The organism is Roseovarius maritimus, assembly GCF_043355895.2.
Classification (GTDB): Bacteria; Pseudomonadota; Alphaproteobacteria; order Rhodobacterales; family Rhodobacteraceae; genus Roseovarius; species Roseovarius maritimus.
The window spans coordinates 1-20,974 of the sequence record NZ_JBHFPF020000017.1; the positions used below are offsets into that span (position 1 = coordinate 1).

The following is a 20,974-nucleotide window of genomic DNA, read 5'->3' on the forward strand; positions in this document are numbered from 1 at the left end:
ATCGATTGTTGAAGGTTTTTGGCTCGCGCACGATAGCAGACATCAGTGCATCATGCAGCATGTGGTAAAGGGGGCTCAAAGCCGCCATTGCACCACTCGACAAAAAAGCCCCGGCGTCTCCGCCGAGGCCTCTCATTCCAACCTAAGAGCGATCGCTCACCCTTCGGCTTTTTCTTCCGTCACTTCCTCGCCGGTCTCCTGATCGACGACTTTCATCGACAGGCGCACCTTGCCGCGATCGTCGAAACCCAGAAGCTTGACCTTCACGTCCTGGCCTTCCTTCAGAACGTCCGAAGGGTGGTTCAGGCGGCGGTTTTCGATTTGGGACACGTGCACCAGACCGTCACGCTTGCCAAAGAAGTTCACGAAGGCACCGAAATCGACGATCTTGACGACCTTGCCGTCGTAAACCTGACCCTCTTCGGGCTCGGCCACGATGGACCAGATCATGTCATAGGCCTTCTTGATGGCCTCGCCGTTGGGCGATGCGATCTTGATGATGCCTTCGTCGTTGATGTCGACCTTGGCGCCCGACACTTCGACGATCTCGCGGATGACCTTGCCGCCCGAGCCGATGACTTCGCGGATCTTGTCCGTGGGGATCTGCATCGTCTCGATACGCGGTGCGTGGACCGAGAATTCCTGCGCGCCGGTGATCGACTTGTTCATCTCGCCCAGGATGTGCATCCGGCCGTCCTTGGCTTGGGCCAGGGCCTTTTGCATGATCTCGGGCGTGATACCCGCGACCTTGATGTCCATCTGCAGCGAGGTGATGCCGTCCTTGGTGCCTGCGACCTTGAAGTCCATGTCGCCGAGGTGATCCTCGTCGCCCAAGATGTCGGTCAGGACCGCGTAGGAGCCGTCCTCTTCGAGGATCAGGCCCATGGCCACACCGGCCACGGCGGTTTTCAGCGGAACACCCGCATCCATCATCGCCAGAGAGCCACCGCAGACCGACGCCATCGAGCTGGAGCCGTTCGATTCGGTGATCTCACTGACCAGACGGATCGTGTAGGGGAAGTCCGTCGCGGCGGGCAGAACCGCCTGCAGCGCACGCCAGGCCAGCTTGCCATGGCCGATCTCGCGGCGACCCGGAGGGCCCACGCGCCCAGCTTCGCCTACCGAGTAAGGGGGGAAGTTGTAATGCAGCAGGAAGTTGGATTTGAAGTTGCCATGCAGCGCGTCAATGAACTGCTCGTCGTCGCCGGTGCCGAGCGTGGTCACGACCAAACCCTGCGTTTCGCCGCGCGTGAAGAGCGCCGAGCCATGCGTACGGGGCAGAAGGCCCGTCTCGCAGACGATCGGGCGCACGGTGTCGAGGGCACGGCCATCAATCCGCTTGCCGGTCTTGACGACATCGCCGCGCAGGACGCTGGCTTCGAGCTTCTTCAGCGCCGAGGACAGGTTCGGATCTTCCAGCTGCTCTTCGGTCAGAGCATCCTTGATCGCATCCTTGGCAGCAGAAACAGCACTGGTGCGCTCCTGTTTGTCAGTGATCGCATAAGCGGCGCGGATCTTGTCCTCACCGGCGGCTTTGACCGCCTCATACAGCTCCGAATAGTCGGCAGGCTGGAAGTCGAACGGCTCTTTCGCCGAGGCTTCGGCCAGGTCGATGATCAGGTCGATCACCGGCTGGATCTGCTCATGCGCAAAGTTCACGGCGCCCAGCATTTCCTCTTCGGTCAGCTCGTAAGCCTCGGACTCGACCATCATGACGGCGTCCTTGGTGCCGGCGACAACCAGATCAAGACGCTGATCGGGGTTGTTCTTGAGGTCCTGCATGTCGTCGACGGTGGGGTTCAGGATGTAATCGCCATCCTCATAACCGACGCGGCAGCCCGCGATGGGCCCGCGGAAGGGCGCGCCCGAGATCGTCAACGCAGCGCTGGCGGCGATCATCGCGACCATGTCGGGATCGTTGACAAGATCGTGCGACAGCACGGTGCACATCACCAGCGTCTCGTTTTTGAAGCCGGGCACGAAAAGCGGGCGGATGGGACGGTCGATCAGACGCGCGGTCAGCGTCTCTTTCTCCGTCGGGCGCGCCTCGCGCTTGAAGAAGCCGCCGGGCACTTTGCCGGCCGCATAGTATTTTTCCTGGTAGTGCACCGTCAGCGGAAAGAAATCCATTCCGGGCTTGGGCGCTTTGGCGAATGTCACGTTGGCCATGACGCTGGTTTCGCCCAGAGTGGCGATGACCGATCCGTCGGCCTGACGGGCAACCTTGCCCGTTTCCAGTGTCAGCGTTTCTTCGCCCCACTGGATCGATTTTTTCACTTCGTTGAACATCTATCGTTTCCTATCTGGAGGCACAGCGGGCCCCTGCCCGGTCCTCCTTTTTTCAATGGCGGCCCCATTGCCGCCGACCCCAATCATCTTGTCTTCCAGGTGCCGGGGCCGTGGCACGCAGTCTCAGATGGGCGGGCCATACAGGAAAACGAAGCGTTTTGGAAGGCATTGCGGCAGAGCGTCATTACCCACCCCCAAGCGCGCCAGACAATAGCGGTGCCCAACGCAAAACGCCCGCTGGATGCAGCGGGCGTTCATTTGTGAGCTTAAACTGAAATGCGCTTAGCGGCGGATGCCAAGGCGCTTGATCAGGTCCTGATAGCGCGCTTCGTCCTTGGCCTTGGTGTAGTCCAGCAGCTTACGGCGCTGGGCGACCATTTTCAGAAGGCCACGGCGACCGTGGTTGTCCTTCTTGTGGGTCTTGAAGTGCTCGGTCAGGGTGGTGATCCGCGAGGTGAGGATGGCAACCTGAACTTCGGGCGAACCGGTGTCGCCTTCCTTGGTTGCGAATTCCTTCATCAGGCGGTGCTTTTCTTCGACGGTGATCGACATCGGGATCTCCTTGTATCAAGGGTTGCGGGCGCAAGCCGGGATGTCGTCCAGCAAGGTCCATAGAGAATCGGCGCCAGCCGGGGGCAGACGCACGCAGCGGCGTATAGGGCAAATCCAGCGTGTTGAAAAGGCTCCGCGTCCAAAGCGGTTCGAGGCGCGTATTAAGGCAAAGTGATCTAGACGCGGAGCTGCGCTTCCAGCAGGCTGGAGCCGATGATGGTGATATGCCCCGCGTTCAGGCCCGCCGCATTGTTGACCGTCGCAATCGCAACGCCATTCAGCATGACATGCATGATGCCGCTGTCGTCGGGATCCTCTGCCAGATCGACCTCGGGCGCGCTGTCGTCTGCATCGTCATAAATTACCATCAGCGTATCCTCATCCGGCGCGAAGTCCAATATTTCGGCCTGATGTGCGCCGCTCAGCCATTCGCCAAGGACAACAGTATCCGCCCCATCACCCGTGGTGACGATATCACCTGCTCCGGCGGTGATCACATCCGACCCGCCACCGCCATTGAGGAAATCCATCCCGTCGGTATCGCTCCCGCCGCCCGCATCGGGATCAGCCTCATAGCCCGAAAGCGTGTCGTCGCCCCAGCCGCCGAACAGCGCGTCATGTCCGGCGCCGCCGCGCAGATCGTCATCCCCCAGACCGCCGTGAAGTATATCGTCGCCATCCTCGCCCTGCAGCATGTCATCGCCAGCACCGCCGACAAGACTGTCGGCACCAGCGCCGCCGGTCAGCCTGTCCGCGTCGCCATGGCCATAAAGCAGGTCATTACCTTCGTCCCCAGCTATGGAGTCATCGCCGCCATCGCCATTCAGGATATCCGCATCGGCCCCGCCGATTAGCGTATCGGCCCCAAGGCCACCCCAGAGCTGATCGGCCTCCGTGCCGCCCGTCAGCATATCGTCGCCCGCATAGCCATTCGCTACATCGCGCGCATCCGCGCCCTCAAGCAGGTCATCACCGGAGGTACCAACGGTCACGACCTCATCTTCAGCCACGGAAAGCTCTGCCAATTCCGCCGCCGGGCTCAGCTCTGCCGTTGCCGGGAACGGCACAGTGACAAGCTGAGGGCCAGCAGCCTCCGCGCTCACGTCGGCAAAATGCTCTGCATCGGCATCGTTTCGCGCCTCGTCCGTCTCCGCGCTCACCTCGCCTTCCGGGCCGACATAGGACAGCAACCCGCCCTCGGCGTCGATTTCACTCCGCTCTTCTTCTGACTCGTCAGGCAGATCGTCAGTCTCGGCCACGTTCACGTCCGAGACGCCGACCAAGGCGCTTGCGCCCAGCGCAACCATTCCCAACAGACCTGCAAGCAGCAGCATGTTATCAAACCTTATTGCTCAAGTGCAGAATGCACCGATACGGGCATGCTTCCCAGCTTATTCTGAGTAACTGGTTAACGGCTGTGCGAAATATCCCACAGACGGGGCTGCTGCGCATAGGCAACGTAGAGCGGATGGCGCGGATGGCCCTCTTTGGTCATGCCTAGATGGTGCAGCGACACCCCTGCGCCGCGCAGCAGGCTGAGGACCTGCGGCCCCCGTTCCAGATGCGCGCCATGCGTGCCCCAGGCGGCCACGTTGCACGCGGCCCAGGCGCAGCCCTCAAAGATGGCGGCGTCATTGGCGGGGCCGACGGGATCCGCCGCCGCGCGCATCTTGCGCGGGTCAGTGTCGCGCCAGGCAAAGATGTTCGTGACCCGAAACGCGCCAAAGCCCAGCGTGCGCGCCCGGCGCTCGCACCGCTCGACGGTAGGGTCGTTCTGCACTTCGGTTGCGGTCGAGGGGTTCAGCATTATGAAATGCACGCGCCCGCCGCCCTCGTCCCAGATGCGGGTCAGGGAATATCTGTAGCGCTCGCAGTCCGAATAAACGGCGGTTGAGGCCGCGTCGCCCTTGAGATGCGTCCGTGTGATCACGCCGGGTCCACAAAGACGCGGCTGGGGTGCAATTCGCCTGCCTTGTAGATGCCCACGGCCACCGCGCGCCCGTCGAGCGAGGCCCAGCATTCGTCGCCGTATTCGACATCGCTGGCAAAGACCATGCCCGGATTACCATTGCGGAGCTTTACCGCGCCCTCGGGCGTACAGCGCAGCTCGGGCAGATCGGTCAGACCCACTTCCAGCGGCTGAACATACGCGTCCAGGGCAGGGTCATGGGCCAATTCGTCGATCTGCTTCAGCGTGAGGCCATCCTCGGCCTCGAACGGGCCGGACCAGACGCGGCGCAGCCATGTTACATGGCCATGACAGCCCAGCGCATTGCCCAGATCGCGCGCGATCGAGCGGACATAGCCGCCTTTGCCGCAGACCATTTCCAGCACGGCGGTATCGGGATCGGGCCGGTCCGCCAGCAGCAATTCATCGACGAACAGCGGCCGCGCGGCCAGCGTCACATCCTCACCGTCGCGCGCCAGCTTGTAGGCGCGCTGCCCGTCAATCTTGACCGCCGAGAACTTGGGCGGCACCTGCATGATGTCACCCGCGAACTGGTGCAGCGCCTCCTTGATCTCGTCATCCGTAGGCCGCACATCGCTGGAGGCGATCACCTCGCCCTCGGCATCGTCGGTATTGGTGGCGGCCCCAAAGCGCACTTCGAACCGGTAGGCCTTGAGCGCGTCGGTGATGTAGGGAACCGTCTTGGTCGCCTCGCCCAGCGCCACGGCCAGCACGCCGGTCGCCTCGGGATCCAGCGTGCCGGCATGGCCCGCCTTCTTGGCCTGCAACGCCCAGCGTACCTTGTTCACCACGGAGGTCGAGGCGATGCCCGCAGGCTTGTCCACGACCAGCCAACCGGAAATATCGCGTCCCTTGCGTTTGCGTGCCATGCGCCTAGCCCTCACTGCCTCGAAGCGCGCGGGCTAGCCCAAGGCCGCCGGGCTGTCAATCGCGGGCTGGCGCCGGCTCGGCCCCCATGACCCCGGCCAGCCGGTCCGACGGGATGCGAATAGGCGCCCAGTCAAGGACACCGAGGCCGACCGAGCGCACGGCGATCAGCGACAGCCATCCGCTGACCAGATTGGCCACCAGCGCGCCGACGATCATGCCGCCGTAGCCGCCCAACTGGACACCGACCCATGTCATCGGCACATAGAGCAGGAAGATCCGCGTGCCGCTGAGGCTCATCGACCAGAGGGCGCGATCACGGGCGTTCATCGCCGCATTCGCAGTGATGAGGATGCCATACCCCATGAATCCCCAGCTGGCGATACGCAGATAGGTGGCGGTATAGGCCTGCGCCTCGCTGCCCGAGGTCATGATCCTGGCCAGCGGCCCGGCAGAGACCAGCAGCAGCGCGGCAACGCCAAGGCCAAAGACCACGCAGGTGATATGACAGATGCGCAGGCCATCGCGCGCACGCTCGTACCGGCCCGCGCCCCAGGCCTGTCCCACCACCGGCCCGATGCCGGAGGAGAGCGCCAGCAGAGGCACGACGACAACGCCCTGCACGCGGGTGGCGGCGCCAAAGCCCGCGACGGCCGTATCGCCGATCGTGGCGACAAACCCGGTGACGATGGCCATGCCCAGGGGGTTGATCGCGTTGGACATAGCCGCTGGCGCCCCCACGCGCACGATGCGCCGGGCCGACCGGATAGCCCCCTGCCAAGGCGCCGAGCCGAGTTGCAGCACGCCCGCGTGCAAGGCAAAGAGCACCAGCCCAGTCAGCGACGCCATCCGCGCCAATAGCGAGGCGAGGCCGGCGCCATCCATGCTCATCGCCGGGATGGGGCCAAGCCCAAAGATCAACACTGGGTCCAGCCCGATATTCATAAGCGCCTGCAGCAGCATCGTGACTGCCGCAACACCACTGCGCCCGCCCGCGCGGAAGACGGCGTTCAGCGCCATGCTGGTGACGAGGAAAGGAAAGCTGAGGCTCCAGAAGCGCATGTAGCCAAGGATCGCCTCCAGCACCTCATCCTCGGCGCCCATCGCGCGGAAAAGATAGGGCGCCAACAGATAGACCAGCGCCGCGACAGAACAGGCCAAAGCCAGCGCCAGCGCCATCGCATGCAGCGTCATGCGGCGCCGATCCTCCGCCTCCTCACCGCGCCCGATGGCCTGGCTGATGACGGTGTTCGTGCCCGCCGAGAGGCCGATCGATAGCGAAGTGAGCGCGGTGATCACAGGAAAGACAAAGCCAATGGCCGCCAGCGATGTCTCGCCGTCCCGCGCAAGGAAGAACGCATCGGCCAGCCCGACGCTGAGAACGCCAAGGATGCCGATGGTCATCGGCGCACTGACGGACCAGAGCGCGCCGCCGACAGGACCGTCGTTCAGGGTTTTCTCGGCGCTCATGGCAGGCAATCCTCGGGCATGGCTGCGGCCCGGATCGGCCGCCAAACCGCAAACCTAAGGCGAATTGCGCAGAATCCTAGGGATCAGATCCCGGGCTACGCTACTCAGCAGGTGCGCGGCGCACCGTGCCGACGATGGGCCCCATGGGAAAGCCGATATCGCTACGGTCCAGATCCGGCGCCCGAAGCCGCGAGATGTTGCCATCGAAATAGAGCGCCTGCGGCAGATCCAGATGATCGCGGAAAAGACGCCCGAAGGTATGGAAATTCACCGGCCCCTCCGAGATCGCAAAGACGGCGCGCGTGCCATCTGCGCTGGTTCCGACGCCGTTACGCACGTAAAGGCTGTCGCTATCCTTGAGGAACCTTGGGTGCAGCGCGCCGTCGATGACCAGCATCGGCCCCGATTGCGTGGCATAGCGGCACGCGGGCGCCTCTTCCTCAAAGCGAAGCGTCTCGATCACGTCGGCGCGGCCCTCGCGGATGCACAGAACGCCATTCGGCAGCAGGCCGAAATTGCCCGGCCCTTCGCGGGTCACAAGGCCCGCCTGCTGATGCCCATCCTCAACGTAAAGCCCGACGGGCCGACGATCGGAGTGATACATACCGGCATTCATGGCGAAACCCAGCGCCGCGCCCTCGGCGCGGAGCATGGTATCGACACGGCTGAAACTGCCCAGGTTCTCGCCCTCGGCATCCTTGAGGAAAAGACGCAGATCCTCGCTGCGCATGTCGACTTCGCAGATCACGTAACGCACGCCGTCAAAGGTGTGGCTCCGGCAGTCCGCGGCGAAAAGCGCAGCAGGCATCAGTCCAAGCCCGGCAACCAGCGCCGCGGCCCGAACCGCCTTACTCATCCAGATCGCGCTGCACATCGCCTTGCGAAAACAGCCGCCGGGTCTCGTCCATCTGATCAAAGGTGGTGTCGAGGCGAAACCGCAGGTCGGGCGCGAATTTGAGGCCCAGCTTCTTGCCGACGACGCGGCGCAGTTCGCCCTTGTTGCGGGCCAGAAGGGCCGGCAGCTCCTCCTGTCCCTGCCCGCCCAGCGGCATGACATAGGCGGTCGCGATCTTGAGGTCGGGCGACATGCGCACCTCGCCCACGGTCACCGACATGCGGGCCAGGTCGGGGTCGTGGATATCGCCGCGTGCCAGCACTTCGGCCAGCGTGCGGCGCACGTTCTCGCCCACCTGTAGCTGTCTTTGGGATGGGCCTGCGCCATCAGAGAACTTGTTCTTTGCCATAGGCCTGCATTTAGTCCCTATGGCGCCCTTTGCCAAGCGGTGATGCCCGCGCTATCAAAGGCGGCAATCAGCAAAGGGGCAGGATGATGAGCGCAGGACCGGGCATAACAGTGACAGGCGCATCGGGCCGGATGGGCCAGATGCTGATCCGCACCATCATGCAGAGCGATCGCGCCCACCTGGTCGGCGCGGTCGAGCGCACCGGCCATGCCTGGATCGGCCAGGATGTGGGCGAGGCGATGGGCGGCGCCAAGCTGGGCGTGATCGTCACGGACGATGCGCTCGAAGCGTTTCGCCACGCGCAGGCCGTCATCGATTTCACCGCGCCCAGCGCCACGATCGCCTTTGCCAAGCTGGCGGCACAGGCCCGCGCCGTGCATGTGATCGGCACCACCGGCTTTTCGGATGACGAGCTTGAGGCACTGATCCCCGCCTCGCGCCATTCGGTGCAGGTGCGCGCCGGTAACATGAGCCTTGGCGTCAACCTATTAACCATGCTGACCGAAAAGGTCGCACGCGCGCTCGATGAAGATTTCGATATCGAGATCGTCGAAGCGCATCACAACCAGAAGGTCGACGCGCCCTCGGGCACCGCCCTGATGCTGGGCGAGGCAGCGGCGACGGGGCGCGGCGTCGCACTGGACCGCGTGGCCGACCGGGGGCGCGACGGCATCACCGGCCCGCGCGAGCGGGGGCATATCGGCTTTGCCGCGATCCGCGGCGGCGATGTGGTGGGCGAACATGACGTGATCTTCGCCGGCGCGGGCGAGCGCATCGTGCTGCGCCATATCGCCACCGACCGCGCCGTCTTCGCGCGCGGCGCGCTCAAGGCCGCGCTTTGGGGGCAGGGGCGGTCGCCGGGGGCCTATGATATGCTGGACGTGCTGGGGCTTGGGGACGGGTGAAGGGGACGTTTTGCGGAAGCAGGGTGAATTTTGACTACAGCTGCTTCGATGACCGTTACGAGTACGGCTGAGGGTTACTGGAAACAGGCTCCAATTAATTCTTGGCTGACGTGTTTAAGATGACGTTCCTCACCTCTCGGCAGATCCTCGCGCACCTCGTCCGATTCCCATCGCTCGGCTATCAGGTCCAAGTCCCATTTGCTGATGTCTTTCGCGGTGCGCTGCTCTTTGTCGTTCTTGCACTTCGTGAGATGCCGTCGCACCTCGCCAACCTTGAGGCATTTGCGGGCGGCCGGGCCATTCAGGGCTGCACCGTCTGAGACCGCAGGTCCGAAAATGTCGGCGAGGAGTTTGTGTTCGGTGCGCGCGAGCCCATTTGTCACCATCGGCCCGAGTAGCAGGCTTTCCGACAAGCATCCATTGGCACTTACCACCTCGTGCCGGTCGCAGGCGAAATGAATCCAGGTGATTGCGATTTTGCCCTTCATGTGGCGAATGCCCGGCAATGACGTCAGGGATTTCGCCGGAGCAAAGGCCTCGGCCTTGAACCAACCATCCAACTGTCCGCCGCCGCCGACAACCACCCGGTGTTGTGGCGACACAATCAGGTCCTGCGTAGGCAGCCCACGCCCAAGCGCCCCGGCGGCGATCAGAACGGGCTTGGCGTCCGGCTCGACCTGTTCCAGCGGATGACTGCCGCTGCGCATCCAGCGAATGGGTTGCGGGCCGTGATCCACCGTGTTCACCATATCACCCACCGCCAATACCTCGACCGGGCGCTGCCCATCGGGCGTGTCGATCAATGTACCGGGGGCGTAGCAAGGTGGCCCCGACAGAGCATCCGGCGTGCCGTTTACAGTGCTGAAGGAGAACGTTCCCGCCGGATCGCCATAGCCGAAATCATTGCTGGAATAATTGCTCTCCATAAAGGAGTCATTCCCCGAGCCCTCAAGCTCGAAGACCGTTCCCGCTCCGTCCGTGAATCCGGCAATCGCGTTGTCACCGCCGACGTAGGCATCCTGAATATCTTCATAGATATATTCGACGTTGAAATCACCACCACCCAGATCAGTGAGTACGACCTGAAAAGAGTTTGCGGCACCATCGTCATCATCCTCGTAGTTGTCGTTGCGATAATTGTAAGGCTCGACGGCGTCCCAAGTGATCGTGATTTTGCCGTTAGCGGTGTCAAAATCCCAGTAGACCTCGCCACCCTGGTCCACATCAAGGTCAGAATAGAAAGGCACAAGTGCAGGGAGATCGATAACGGGAAAGCCGTCATCATTGTCATTGTCATGTGACCCTCCGAACGTGATTATGCCATTCACGCCGAGATAAATCTCGGAGTAGGTTGTTCCGAAGAAATTCATGCCGCCACTGAAAACAGACGTAATGTCGATCTTTACATTGCCGTCATCATTGTCGCCGGAAAACTTACGGGTCGACGAGAACGCATTCTCGCCGTAGCCGGCAGGCCCACCCATCCCCGAATTCATTGTGGCCATGATGTTCACCTCCAAAGGTCGTGGAACGCTAGCGCGTCAAAGGCAAAAGGGTGATTAACGTCACGCGATAAATGCTGAAAATGCGAAGGAAACTCTCCTCGGATTTTATCGGGCGTGTGAGGATTGCAGTGGTGGGCGGCGCCCTGCATTGCCGTTTCTAGGCGCAAAACCTACTGCCAGCACCGCGACGTTTTGGCCTCGACCCAACGGCGCCTTTAGGGTTGCGCAATCACGGAGTTTTGTATGAAAGGGAGCAATGTTGTCTTGCAATCGCATATCAGCCTTTTTGAACGCCTTCTGCGGCGTTCTGCTATCCACGCTGCTCGCGGTGCAGGTTGCGATGGCGTCGGCTGCGGTTCCTGCGGGCGCGGATACGCAATTCAGCATGGTCATCTGTTCCGCCGACGGGCTGCGCACCGTCGCGGTCAGCGGCGAGGATCCGGCCGATGCGCCCACCGACCCATCGGCCTTGCACGGTCAATGCACGCTTTGCATCCAGGTGGTCGACCTGCCGAGTTGCGCCGGCGCCTGGCAGCCCGCCGGGCGGATCGAGGCGACCCAGCGCGCGGATATCACCGCATCCGCACAAACGCGCGGCCAATTCTCGGCCCGCGCTGACGCCATTCGCGCACCACCCGTTCACGTCTGAATTTTCCTAAACGCGGTCCTTCGGGAGGATCGGCACCCGTGCGTGTCCGGCACCGGTATGGGGCCGCATATTTTCAGACCATTGACGGTAATTCCAAATGACACTTCGCAAACCACTGTGCCTTGGCACACACGCCTTGTTGCTCTGCACGATCTCCGAACTCGCCCTGGCGCAGGAGTTGGACCAGACCACCATCGCGCTCGATCCGATCCTCGTCGAGGGCGACATCATCGCCGACGGGCCGATGTCCACCGCGCTGGACCCGCAGCTGGCAAACATCGCTCCGGCCAGTGACGGCGCCGAGATATTGCGCCAGGTCCCCGGCGTGACCTCGGGCCGCATGGGCGGGCACGGGCTGGAACTGGTCATTCGCGGCCAACAGCAGAACCAGATCAACGTGATCGACGCGGGCTCCTTCACCTATGGTGCCTGCCCCAACCGGATGGACCCGCCGACCGCGATGGCGTCCTTCAACCGCGCTGATGAGATCATCGTGCAAAAGGGCTATTCCACCGTCACCAACGGGCCGGGCGGCTCGGGCGGGGCGGTTATCCTCAAGCGTAACCCACCCGAGTTGGACCAGGAAGTAGCGTTCAGCGGCGCGGCCAGCGCGGGTATTTCCAGCAACGGGGGCGGTCAGGACGTGGCCGGGCGGTTCACCTACGATCTGGGCAATGGCCTCTACCTTCAGGGCGCGGGTGAAGTGAAATCGGCCGAGAATTACGAGGACGGCTCGGGCCGCGAGGTGCGCAGCGCCTACGATCAGCGGAGCGCCGGTGTGACGCTGGGCTATGTCGGCACCGGTATCGATCTGGCCTTTGATGTGGAATACGACCTGGCCGAGGATATCCTTTTTCCCGGCGCGGGCATGGACAGCCCCTTTGACGAAACCTACACCTATCGCCTGCGCGGAGGGGTGGACGTGGCCGTGGGCGCGCTGCACCGGATCGAAGGCACACTCTATTACAGCACCGTCGATCACGTGATGGACAACTATTCGCTGCGCCCCGTCGGGGCCATGGCGATGCGCGTGCCCGCCACCTCGGATACGGGTGGCGGCAAGTTGGAAGGCCATTTCACCTTCGGCGCGACCGAGGCGAAGATCGGCGTCGACTACCAGTCGAACAACCGCAACGCGACGGCCTTCATGGGTATGCCGGGCATGATCCCGCTGCTCGAGGCGGAAGATCCTGCGCGCACCGCTTTCCTGAATTGGCCTGACGTGACCATCGCACAGACGGGGATCTATGCCGAAACCGAAACGGCGCTCTCTACGGCAACCTCGCTGATTGCAGGTCTGCGGTATGATTACGTGAATGCCGACGCCGGCAAGGCGGCGGTTACGCCCGCTCTCGGCGCAGCGCCCAACACCTACTACACGGCGCAATACGGGACCGATTTCAACGCCTCGCGGGACGAGCATAATGTCGGCGGTCTGATCCGGCTCGAGCACGACCTGACCGACGAAACGATGATTTTCGCCGCGCTCTCGCGTTCGGTCCGGACCGCGGACGCGACCGAGCGCGCGATGGCGCGCCCAAACTGGGTCGGCAATCCCGATATCGACCCGGAAAAGCACCACCAGCTGGACCTGGGCGTGCAGATCGACAAGGGCGCGTGGTATCTCGATGCCAATGCCTATGCCGACTGGGTGCAGGATTTTATCCTGCGTGACCAGTTCAGCGTCGCGGGCGTGACCACCTACCGCAATGTCGATGCGCAGCTGGCCGGGGTCGAGATCGCCGCCGGATGGGCGCAGGGCAACTGGGAAATCTGGGGCGATGCCACCTATACCTATGGCGAGAATACCTCGGACAATATGGCGCTGGCGCAGATCCCGCCGCTGCAGGGGCAGGTCTCCGTCGCCTATGGGCAGGATGGCTGGCGCGGCGGCGCGCGCGTCAACTGGGCGACCGAGCAGGACCGGATCGACCCGTCCCGCGATCCGGGCACCACGCCGGGCTATGCAACACTCGACCTCTTCGGCAGCTACGCGCTGTCCGACAAGGCGACGCTGCTGGCCGGTATCAACAACGTGACCGATGAAACCTACGCCAATCACCTCAGCCGCTCGAACCTTTTCGACGCGACGGTGACCCAAGTGAACGAGCCGGGAAGGACGATCTATGTCAAACTCGAAGCGACTTTCTGATCGCGCCGGGGGCCGGTCGCTGCGCATGGCCTTTGCCTGCGCGGCGCTTGCGCTGGCGCCCTGCGGGGCGGCGCTGGCCCAGGAAGCCGAGACCGGGGGCACGTCCCCCGGCCCATCCCTGCCCGCCCCGTCGCTGCAGATCGAGGCGCCGACAGCCCCGAACGCGGCAGCCGAGGATCACTCGGGCCATTTAGACATGAAGCCCGTCCCTGCGGACGCCCCGGTGATGCCCGACGTGTCAGAGCCTGTCGCTGCCGCGCCGAAAACACCGGCCAGCGGCGCCTCGGACGCGCTGACATTTCTCCAGCGCGGCGGGCCTGCGATCTGGTCAATCTCGGCGCTGTCGATCGTGGCCCTGGCCCTCATTCTCTGGAAAACCTGGCGCCTCGCCATGATGGGCGCTTGGAGCGGCGGGCGCCGCGTTCAAAGTGCCGTCGCGCTCTGGACCGAAGGGCGCGAGGCGGATGCGCTCGCCGATCTAGAGGGGCGCCGCACCTGCCGCGCCGCGCTTGTACGCACCGCCATGGCCGCAAGGCGCGACGGCACGCTCGACGATGCGGGCGCGCGCGCCGAAACCGAGCGTGTGGCGCGGGGCCTCATCGCGCGCGCCCGCGATGGCCTGCGCCCGCTCGAACTGATCGCCGCTATTGCGCCGCTTCTGGGGCTTCTCGGCACGGTGCTGGGCATGATCGCCGCCTTTCAGGCCCTGCAAGAGGCGGGCAGCCGCGCCGATCCGGCCATCCTGGCGGGCGGCATCTGGGAGGCGCTGCTGACCACGGCGGCGGGTATGGCCGTCGCCATCCCGGCGTCTATGGCCCTGGCATGGTTCGAAAGCGTCGTGGACCGGCTGCGCAGCGAGATGGAGGATGCCGCCACCCGGATCTTCCTGCGCCCGACTGCGCAGGACACGCCCCTCGCGCGCGCGGCCGAATGACATGTTCGCCTTCGACACCCCAAGGCCGGCGCGCAGGCCCAGTCTGACCCCGATGATCGACGTGGTCTTTCTGCTGCTGGTGTTCTTCATGCTGGCCTCGCGGTTTGGCGTGGACTCTGCCCTGCCGCTCAACACTGCGGGGCAAGATGCAGGCGCCGCCTGGTCCGGCTCACCCCGCCTGATCGACATCCTGCCGGAGGGCCTGCGCCTCAACGGCCAGCCCATCGGGGCGGCGGCGCTGCTGCCCGCCATCGGCGATCTCACCGCGGCGCCCTCCGACACGATCATACTGCGCGCGCAGGAGGACGCCCAGCTTCAGCGCGTGGTCGACGTGATGGAGCGTCTGGCGCAGGCCGGCTTCACCGCACTGGTGTTGGTGGAATAGCCATGCATTTTTCCGACCCGCCCCGCCGCAAGCCCTCGGACAGCATCGTGCCCATGATCAATGTGGTCTTCCTGCTGCTGATCTTCTTCCTGATGACGGCCCAGATCGCGCCGCCCTTTCCCATCGATGTCAACCCTCCAACCGCTCAGGAGGCAGGCGCGCCCACCGAGGCCGATCTCACGCTCTACCTCGGCTCCGATGGCGCGTTGGCCTTCGAGGATGCCACAGGCTCTGCCGCACTCGGCGCGCTCACCCGTGCGCGCGAGGCAATCTGCGCGGGCGGAGGATGCGGCACCAGCCCGCCCCCATTGATACTGCGCGCCGATGGCAGCGCCTCGGGCGCGGCGCTCGCCGGTCTGATGGTTATGGTGGGCGAGGCAGGGTTTGCGCAGGTCCAGCTTGTCACGGTGCCGAAATGAGGCGCACGGCGGAGTTTGCCGTCTTTCTCGGATTGGCCGCTGCCGCCCATCTGGCCCTCGCCACGCTCAGCCCCGAGGCCGAGGGCGCGCAATCCGCCGGTCAGGGCGGCGCGGCCACCGTCACGCTGCAGGCCGCTTCCGCACAGGTCAGCGACATGGTGGCCCGCTGGGAAACCCCGCCCGAGACACTTGATGAGGCGCCGCCGCAAGAGATGCAGACGCCCGCCTTCGACTCAGCACCCGAGCTGCCCACGCCCGACGCGGCACCCAGACCCGCAAGCAAAGGGCCGGGCCTGCAACTGCCAGGCAGCGACAGCGCGCCGGATCAGGTGGATACCGCGCCCGCCGCTCCGGCGGTCACACGCGCCGAGGTTTCGGACACACGGCCACGCATGCGTCCGGCCCAGCCGCCTAGCCCCACCCCGGCTAAGCCGGCTCCAAAACAGAACAGGCCGACGTCACAATCCAGCGCGGCACAAACCGCCAGCGGCAGCGGCGGCGGCGCCAATGCCGGTTCGGCCCGCAGCAGCGCGGCCGCCACCCTCAGCGCGGGTCAACGCCAGAGCCTCTTTGCGCAATGGGGCGCCCAGGTCCGCAACAAGATCGAGCGCGCCAAGCGCTACCCCGCCGCCGCGCGCGGGGCCACTGGCACCGCGCATGTCCGTATCACCGTCGCCCGCGATGGCACCCTGCGCGCCGTCTCCGTGGCCACCTCGTCGGGGCATGCCGCGCTCGACGCCGCCGCCCTGCGCGCTGTCAAATCCGCCCGCCGGTTCCCGCCTGCCCCGCGCCAGCTCGATCAGCCCAGCTACTCCTTCACACTCGCAATGCGCTTCAGCACCTGAGCGACAAGGGCAGCGACCAATCCAGGACTGCCCATCTTCTGGCCGAAAAATATCCTGGGGGAGACGCCCGAAGGGCGACGGGGGCGAAGCCCCCCCCCTTTTGTGCCGTTCAACTGCCGGTCAAGGCCTGATCCCGGAACGCACGCGTGGTCAGGATCAGGTTGGCGAGCCCCTGCATCTTGGCCAGCGCCGCATCCATGTCCGTCAACGCAATCGCGCTGCCCGCCAGCAGGTGCCGCGCGGCATAGTCTACCTCCGCCACGCCCTCGGCACCCGTCATAGGCGCGATCTGAAAACTCGCGCGCAGCCAGATCCCGTCCATCACCGTGCGCAACTGAAACGCGGCGCGCGGCGCATCCGCCACACCCAAAGGCCGCAGCGCGCTCATCAGGTTGCTGCGCATGCGGGCATGCACGACTGTCTGAATGCGCTGGCTTTGTCGATTATGCGGCACGTCCGAACAGAGCGAGATCCAGGCATGGCAAATCTCCTGTTGGAATACCGGCGCGGCGAAATTGCCGACAATGATCGCATAAAGCCGCTCCAGAGGGGTCTCGGCATGGCGCAAAAGCTCGCTCACGCAGTCGCGCAGCACGGTGTTCGCCTTGCGCTGCACGCCTTCGAAAAGCGCATCCTTGTCTTTGAAATGATGCAGCACGACGCCTTTTGACACCCCCGCGATCTTGGCCACCCGGTCCAACGTCGTGCCCCGGATGCCGTGCTGCACCAATGCATCGAAGGCCGCCTGCGACAGCTCCGCCCGCCTGATATCCCCGATGCTCTTGCGTGCCATATGCCTGCTCATCTCCGCTTCCCTCCAGTCTAGGGCGGGGGCTTGGAAGTCACAATATTTACCTTTTGACTAGAAAACTGACCGTTGGTAAGTATTTGAGCCAAGATGAAGCTCAGGAGAGTACGATGCAGGCGGATTTCGTGATCATAGGCTCGGGCTCGGCGGGGTCCGCGATGGCGTATCGGCTGTCCGAGGATGGACAGCACAGCGTTCTGGTGCTGGAATACGGCGGCAGCGATGCGGGGCCGTTCATCCAGATGCCTGCCGCGCTCAGTTATCCGATGAACATGAAGCGCTATGACTGGGGCTACAGGTCCGAGCCGGAGGCGCGGCTGAACGGACGACGCCTTGCCGCGCCGCGAGGCAAGGTGGTGGGTGGCTCGTCCTCGATCAACGGGATGGTCTATGTGCGCGGCCATGCCGGGGATTTCGACCATTGGGAGACATCGGGCGCGACCGGCTGGGGCTATCGAAACGTCCTGCCCTATTACAAGCGGATGGAGAGCTGGACCGATGGCGGCCATGGCGGCGACCCGGCGTGGCGCGGCACGGACGGACCGCTGCACGTGACGCGTGGGCCGCGGCACAATCCGCTCTTCGACGCCTTTCAACAGGCCGGCCAGCAAGCCGGCTACGAGGTGACCGAGGATTATAACGGCGAAAAGCAGGAGGGCTTTGGCCCGATGGAGCAGACGGTTTACAAGGGCCGCCGCTGGTCCGCCGCCAACGCCTATCTGAAGCCTGCGCTGAAGCGGCCGAATTGCGACATGATCCGCTGCTTTGTACGGCGCGTCATCATCGAAGAGGGCCGCGCAACCGGCGTCGAGATCGAGCGGGGTGGGCGGATCCAGGTGATACGCGCGAACCGCGAGGTTGTGCTGGCGGCCTCCTCCTTCAACTCGCCCAAGATCCTGATGCTCTCGGGGATCGGCCCCGCCGCGCATCTGGCCGAACATGGGATCAACGTCGTGGCCGACCGGCCCGGCGTGGGCGGAAATCTGCAGGACCACCTAGAGCTTTACATCCAGCAGGCCTGCATCCAGCCGATCACGCTTTTCAAGCATTGGAACCTCTGGTCCAAGGGACTGATCGGGGCAGAGTGGCTCTTTCGCAAGACCGGTCTTGGCGCCTCGAACCAGTTTGAAAGCGCGGCGTTCTTACGCTCCAAACCGGGAGTCGATTATCCCGACATCCAGTACCACTTCCTGCCGATGGCGGTCCGCTATGACGGGCAGGCGGCGGCCGAGGGGCATGGATATCAGGCACATGTCGGTCCGATGCGATCCAAATCGCGCGGGCGGGTCAGCCTTGGGTCGTCCGATCCGATGACGGCGCCGAAAATTGCGTTCAACTACATGTCCCATGACAGCGATTGGGAGGAGTTCCGGCATTGCATCCGGCTGACGCGTGAGATCTTCGGACAGGCGGCCTTCGACCCTTATCGCGGCAAGGAAATCCAGCCGGGGGACGCGGTGCAAAGCGACGCCGATCTCGATGCCTTCATCGCCGAGCACGCCGAGAGCGCCTATCACCCCTGCGGCACCTGCAAGATGGGGGCGCTGGATGATCCTCAGGCGGTCGTCGATGCCGAGTGCCGGGTGATCGGCGTCGAGGGGCTGCGCGTCGCCGACAGCTCGATTTTTCCGCGCATTACCAATGGCAACCTGAACGCACCCAGCATCATGACGGGCGAGAAAGCAGCGGATCACATTCTCGGCAAGCCCCCCCTGCCCGCCTCGAACCAGAGGCCGTGGGTTCACCCCGGCTGGCGCGAGACGGTGAAGGCGGCGATTCCGGCCTAGTCTTTGCCGCCCTTGGAGCCGGACTTAGGCGGACCGCTACGCGGCTTGCCGCCCGGTTTGCCGCTTGGTTTGCCAAACGGCTTGCCCGCCGGTTTGCTACCGCCCTTCGGCGCGGCGCCCGGCTTGCTGGCATAGCCTTCTGCGGCCTTGGCGGCGGCACGGGCGCGGTTTTTCTTGCTGCTGGGCTTGCCCACGGGGGGCGCGCCTGCGGGTTTGCCGCCGGGCTTGCCAAAGCCGCCGGTCTTGCCCTTGTATTTCGGCTTGTCACCTGCTGCCGTCACCGCGCCGTCGCGGCTGTAGTCAGGCTTTGGTCCCTTGCGGTGCGGCTTGGACGGCGCTTCGCCCTTGGGCTTTTTGTATCGCGGTGCGGGCGCGTCGTCATATTGCACGGGCTTGCTGGATGGCGTGCGCGGCCCCGGCGCATCGGAGGGCGCCTGCACGGGCGGCAGGTCGTCCATCGCGCTGGGCGGGGGCGGGCCTTTTGGCGCGGGCTTTTTCCACTCAGGCTTGGGGCCGGAATGGGTCTTGCCCGCTGGTCCGCCCTTGCGCTGCGCAATCGCAGGCGGCTGGCTGAGTTCCTTGACCTCGGCGCCGTCCTCGACGCGCATATTCTCACCGATCGTGGCCTTGAAGCCTGCCACGGCGGGTTTGCGCAGCTCGACATAGCTCTCGTCATCCCCAACGCGGATCGCGCCGATATCCTCGCGCGTGACGCCACCTGCCTTGCAGAGCATGGGCAGAAGGCGGCGCGGCTCAGCGCCCTTGGCGCGCCCGCCCGAGATCGAGAACCACACTGATGGGCCAAAGGCTGCGCGCGGTGCGGGTTTCTCACCCGGATCGCCCAGATCCTCGGGGGCGGAATGGCGCGCGTGGTAAAAGCGCAGGTAGGCGGCGGCGATCTGCTCAGGCGAGAACCGCTCCAGCAGCTTGGCGACGGCGGGCGCCTCGCTTTCAGTGATCGCCTCAGACCATGCCTCGTCGCCCAGCATCCGCTCCTCGTCCTTGGCGGTGACTTCGTCGGCGGATGGCGCAGGCCCCCACTCGGCGCGCAGCTTGGCCCAGTTGAGAATTCGCTCGGCCTTCTTGCGGGCGGCGGGCGGCACGATGAGCGCGCTGACACCCTTGCGCCCGGCCCGGCCCGTGCGGCCCGAGCGGTGGAGCAGCGTCTCGTGGCTGCCGGGCAGCTCGGCATGAACCACCAGATCGAGATTGGGCAGGTCGATGCCGCGCGCGGCCACATCGGTGGCCACGCAGACGCGGGCGCGGCCATCTCGCATCGCCTGAAGCGCATGGGTGCGCTCGGTTTGCGACAATTCGCCCGAGAGGGCAACGACAGCAAAGCCGCGATTCGACAGACGCGTCGTCAGGCGGGCGACCATGGCGCGCGTGTTGCAGAAAACGATGGCATTGGGCGCCTCATAATAGCGCAGCACGTTGATGATCGCGTTCTCGCCATCACGGGGCGAGACGTTCATCGCGCGGTATTCGATATCCGCGTGCTGGCCCTTTTCGGTGGCCGCTGTGCTGACGCGCACGGCGTCCTGCTGATAATTCTCGGCCAGCTTGGCGATGGCGGCTGGCACGGTCGCCGAAAAGAGCAGCGTCTGGCGCGTCTCGGGCGCCTCGCCAAGGATGAATTCCAGATCCTCGCGAAAGCCGAGATCGAGCATCTCGTCCGCCTCGTCCAGCACCACGGCGCGCAGGCTCCCAAGGTTGATCGAGCCGCGCATGATGTGATCGCGCAGACGGCCCGGCGTGGCGACGACGATATGCGCACCGCGCGCCAGCGCGCGCTTTTCGTCGCGCATGTCCATGCCGCCGACGCAGGAGGCCAGCACGGCATTCGCCCCGGCATAGAGCCATGTCAGCTCACGCTTGACCTGCAGGGCCAGCTCGCGGGTGGGCGCGATGACCAAGGCCAGCGGTGCGGCGGCGGCATCGAACGCCTCGGCCTCGTCCAGCAGGGTCGGCGCGATGGCAAGACCGAAGCCAAGCGTCTTGCCCGAGCCGGTCTGGGCCGAGACCAGCATGTCGGCGCCGGTCAGGTCCGGGTTCGTCACGGCCTCCTGAACAGGGGTGAGGGTGGCATATCCACGGGCTTTGATGGCGTCGGCGAGAGCTTGTTTCACGGGTATCGATTTCTGCTGTGTCAGGGGTGGGCGCGGGCATTGCGGCGCCACAAGTTGCGCGGTCT

Annotated in this window: 19 protein-coding genes; 8 read left to right on the forward strand and 11 right to left on the reverse strand. The window is 64.6% G+C overall.

Annotated elements, in window-relative coordinates; all coding sequences use genetic code 11:
* Positions 1–156: 156 nt before the first annotated feature.
* From pnp to rbfA, 8 genes are all read right to left on the reverse strand, one after another.
* Positions 157–2,289 (reverse strand): polyribonucleotide nucleotidyltransferase, encoded by a 2,133-nt coding sequence (pnp, locus tag ACEWPM_RS18530; protein WP_393963719.1) that lies wholly within the window; start codon positions 2,287–2,289, stop codon positions 157–159.
* A 282-nt stretch (positions 2,290–2,571) separates the two neighbouring features.
* A complete protein-coding gene (rpsO, locus tag ACEWPM_RS18535; RefSeq protein ID WP_393934269.1) occupies positions 2,572–2,841 on the reverse strand; it encodes a 30S ribosomal protein S15 in 270 nt (89 codons plus the stop codon).
* A 176-nt stretch (positions 2,842–3,017) separates the two neighbouring features.
* The gene (locus ACEWPM_RS18540; protein WP_393963720.1) at positions 3,018–4,175 is read right to left on the reverse strand and encodes a calcium-binding protein; all 1,158 of its coding nucleotides are present in this window, start codon (positions 4,173–4,175) and stop codon (positions 3,018–3,020) included.
* A gap of 74 nt (positions 4,176–4,249) precedes the next feature.
* Positions 4,250–4,771, reverse strand: coding sequence for a DUF1643 domain-containing protein (locus ACEWPM_RS18545; RefSeq protein ID WP_393963721.1), 522 nt, complete (start codon positions 4,769–4,771; stop codon positions 4,250–4,252).
* On the reverse strand, positions 4,768–5,679 hold the full coding sequence (gene truB / locus ACEWPM_RS18550) for a tRNA pseudouridine(55) synthase TruB (RefSeq protein ID WP_393963722.1): 912 nt from the start codon (positions 5,677–5,679) through the stop codon (positions 4,768–4,770). Before truB ends, ACEWPM_RS18545 begins: the two co-directional genes overlap by 4 nt.
* Positions 5,680–5,734: 55 nt before the next feature.
* Positions 5,735–7,147: an MATE family efflux transporter gene (locus tag ACEWPM_RS18555; protein ID WP_393963723.1), complete on the reverse strand. Its 1,413-nt coding sequence runs from the start codon at positions 7,145–7,147 to the stop codon at positions 5,735–5,737.
* Between the two features lie 100 nt (positions 7,148–7,247).
* Positions 7,248–8,003 (reverse strand): phosphodiester glycosidase family protein, encoded by a 756-nt coding sequence (locus ACEWPM_RS18560; protein ID WP_393963724.1) that lies wholly within the window; start codon positions 8,001–8,003, stop codon positions 7,248–7,250.
* Positions 7,996–8,391 carry a 30S ribosome-binding factor RbfA gene (rbfA, locus tag ACEWPM_RS18565; protein ID WP_393963725.1) on the reverse strand — a complete coding sequence of 132 codons (396 nt, stop codon included), beginning with the start codon at positions 8,389–8,391 and terminating at the stop codon, positions 7,996–7,998. The genes ACEWPM_RS18560 and rbfA overlap by 8 nt, the downstream gene beginning before the upstream one ends.
* An 86-nt stretch (positions 8,392–8,477) precedes the next feature.
* On the opposite strand from rbfA, the gene dapB reads away from it, so the two are divergent.
* A complete protein-coding gene (gene dapB, locus ACEWPM_RS18570) occupies positions 8,478–9,296 on the forward strand; it encodes a 4-hydroxy-tetrahydrodipicolinate reductase (RefSeq protein ID WP_393963726.1) in 819 nt (272 codons plus the stop codon).
* Positions 9,297–9,370: 74 nt separating this feature from the next.
* Here dapB and ACEWPM_RS18575 read toward each other — a convergent pair whose 3' ends face one another.
* Entirely contained in the window at positions 9,371–10,801 is a 1,431-nt protein-coding gene (locus ACEWPM_RS18575) for a Hint domain-containing protein (protein WP_393963727.1), read from the reverse strand.
* Between the two features lie 286 nt (positions 10,802–11,087).
* Between ACEWPM_RS18575 and ACEWPM_RS18580 the strand changes: the two genes are divergently transcribed.
* The 6 genes from ACEWPM_RS18580 (at position 11,088) to ACEWPM_RS18605 (ending at position 16,185) form a co-directional block, all read left to right on the forward strand.
* Positions 11,088–11,450, forward strand: a complete 363-nt coding sequence (locus ACEWPM_RS18580; protein ID WP_393963728.1) for a DUF2946 family protein — start codon at positions 11,088–11,090, stop codon at positions 11,448–11,450.
* 97 nt (positions 11,451–11,547) lie between these two features.
* On the forward strand, positions 11,548–13,602 hold the full coding sequence (locus ACEWPM_RS18585) for a TonB-dependent receptor domain-containing protein (RefSeq protein WP_393963729.1): 2,055 nt from the start codon (positions 11,548–11,550) through the stop codon (positions 13,600–13,602).
* Positions 13,577–14,536, forward strand: a complete 960-nt coding sequence (locus tag ACEWPM_RS18590) for a MotA/TolQ/ExbB proton channel family protein (RefSeq protein WP_393963730.1) — start codon at positions 13,577–13,579, stop codon at positions 14,534–14,536. The genes ACEWPM_RS18585 and ACEWPM_RS18590 overlap by 26 nt, the downstream gene beginning before the upstream one ends.
* Position 14,537: 1 nt before the next feature.
* A complete protein-coding gene (locus ACEWPM_RS18595; protein WP_393963731.1) occupies positions 14,538–14,921 on the forward strand; it encodes an ExbD/TolR family protein in 384 nt (127 codons plus the stop codon).
* 2 nt (positions 14,922–14,923) lie between these two features.
* Entirely contained in the window at positions 14,924–15,340 is a 417-nt protein-coding gene (locus tag ACEWPM_RS18600; RefSeq protein ID WP_393963732.1) for an ExbD/TolR family protein, read from the forward strand.
* A complete protein-coding gene (locus ACEWPM_RS18605; RefSeq protein ID WP_393963733.1) occupies positions 15,337–16,185 on the forward strand; it encodes a TonB family protein in 849 nt (282 codons plus the stop codon). The genes ACEWPM_RS18600 and ACEWPM_RS18605 overlap by 4 nt, the downstream gene beginning before the upstream one ends.
* 109 nt (positions 16,186–16,294) lie before the next feature.
* Here the strand turns inward: ACEWPM_RS18605 and betI are convergent, their stop codons facing one another.
* Positions 16,295–16,978: a transcriptional regulator BetI gene (gene betI / locus ACEWPM_RS18610; RefSeq protein WP_393963734.1), complete on the reverse strand. Its 684-nt coding sequence runs from the start codon at positions 16,976–16,978 to the stop codon at positions 16,295–16,297.
* Positions 16,979–17,103: 125 nt separating this feature from the next.
* Here betI and betA point away from each other — a divergent pair, with 125 nt between their 5' ends.
* A complete protein-coding gene (gene betA / locus ACEWPM_RS18615; RefSeq protein WP_393963735.1) occupies positions 17,104–18,780 on the forward strand; it encodes a choline dehydrogenase in 1,677 nt (558 codons plus the stop codon).
* Here betA and ACEWPM_RS18620 read toward each other — a convergent pair.
* Positions 18,777–20,909 (reverse strand): DEAD/DEAH box helicase, encoded by a 2,133-nt coding sequence (locus ACEWPM_RS18620; RefSeq protein ID WP_393963736.1) that lies wholly within the window; start codon positions 20,907–20,909, stop codon positions 18,777–18,779. The genes betA and ACEWPM_RS18620 overlap by 4 nt on opposite strands.
* Between the last annotated feature and the right edge of the window lie 65 nt (positions 20,910–20,974).

Bases quoted from the DNA above. Each gene is read 5' to 3' on its own strand.
- betA (WP_393963735.1), top strand. From the start codon at position 17,104: ATGCAGGCGGATTTCGTGATCATAGGCTCGGGCTCGGCGGGGTCCGCG.
- ACEWPM_RS18575 (WP_393963727.1), bottom strand. From the start codon at position 10,801: ATGGCCACAATGAATTCGGGGATGGGTGGGCCTGCCGGCTACGGCGAG.
- ACEWPM_RS18600 (WP_393963732.1), top strand. From the start codon at position 14,924: ATGCATTTTTCCGACCCGCCCCGCCGCAAGCCCTCGGACAGCATCGTG.
- ACEWPM_RS18585 (WP_393963729.1), top strand. From the start codon at position 11,548: ATGACACTTCGCAAACCACTGTGCCTTGGCACACACGCCTTGTTGCTC.
- betI (WP_393963734.1), bottom strand. From the start codon at position 16,978: ATGGCACGCAAGAGCATCGGGGATATCAGGCGGGCGGAGCTGTCGCAG.
- ACEWPM_RS18590 (WP_393963730.1), top strand. From the start codon at position 13,577: ATGTCAAACTCGAAGCGACTTTCTGATCGCGCCGGGGGCCGGTCGCTG.
- ACEWPM_RS18555 (WP_393963723.1), bottom strand. From the start codon at position 7,147: ATGAGCGCCGAGAAAACCCTGAACGACGGTCCTGTCGGCGGCGCGCTC.
- truB (WP_393963722.1), bottom strand. From the start codon at position 5,679: ATGGCACGCAAACGCAAGGGACGCGATATTTCCGGTTGGCTGGTCGTG.
- rpsO (WP_393934269.1), bottom strand. From the start codon at position 2,841: ATGTCGATCACCGTCGAAGAAAAGCACCGCCTGATGAAGGAATTCGCA.
- dapB (WP_393963726.1), top strand. From the start codon at position 8,478: ATGAGCGCAGGACCGGGCATAACAGTGACAGGCGCATCGGGCCGGATG.
- ACEWPM_RS18540 (WP_393963720.1), bottom strand. From the start codon at position 4,175: ATGCTGCTGCTTGCAGGTCTGTTGGGAATGGTTGCGCTGGGCGCAAGC.
- rbfA (WP_393963725.1), bottom strand. From the start codon at position 8,391: ATGGCAAAGAACAAGTTCTCTGATGGCGCAGGCCCATCCCAAAGACAG.
- ACEWPM_RS18595 (WP_393963731.1), top strand. From the start codon at position 14,538: ATGTTCGCCTTCGACACCCCAAGGCCGGCGCGCAGGCCCAGTCTGACC.
- pnp (WP_393963719.1), bottom strand. From the start codon at position 2,289: ATGTTCAACGAAGTGAAAAAATCGATCCAGTGGGGCGAAGAAACGCTG.
- ACEWPM_RS18605 (WP_393963733.1), top strand. From the start codon at position 15,337: ATGAGGCGCACGGCGGAGTTTGCCGTCTTTCTCGGATTGGCCGCTGCC.
- ACEWPM_RS18560 (WP_393963724.1), bottom strand. From the start codon at position 8,003: ATGAGTAAGGCGGTTCGGGCCGCGGCGCTGGTTGCCGGGCTTGGACTG.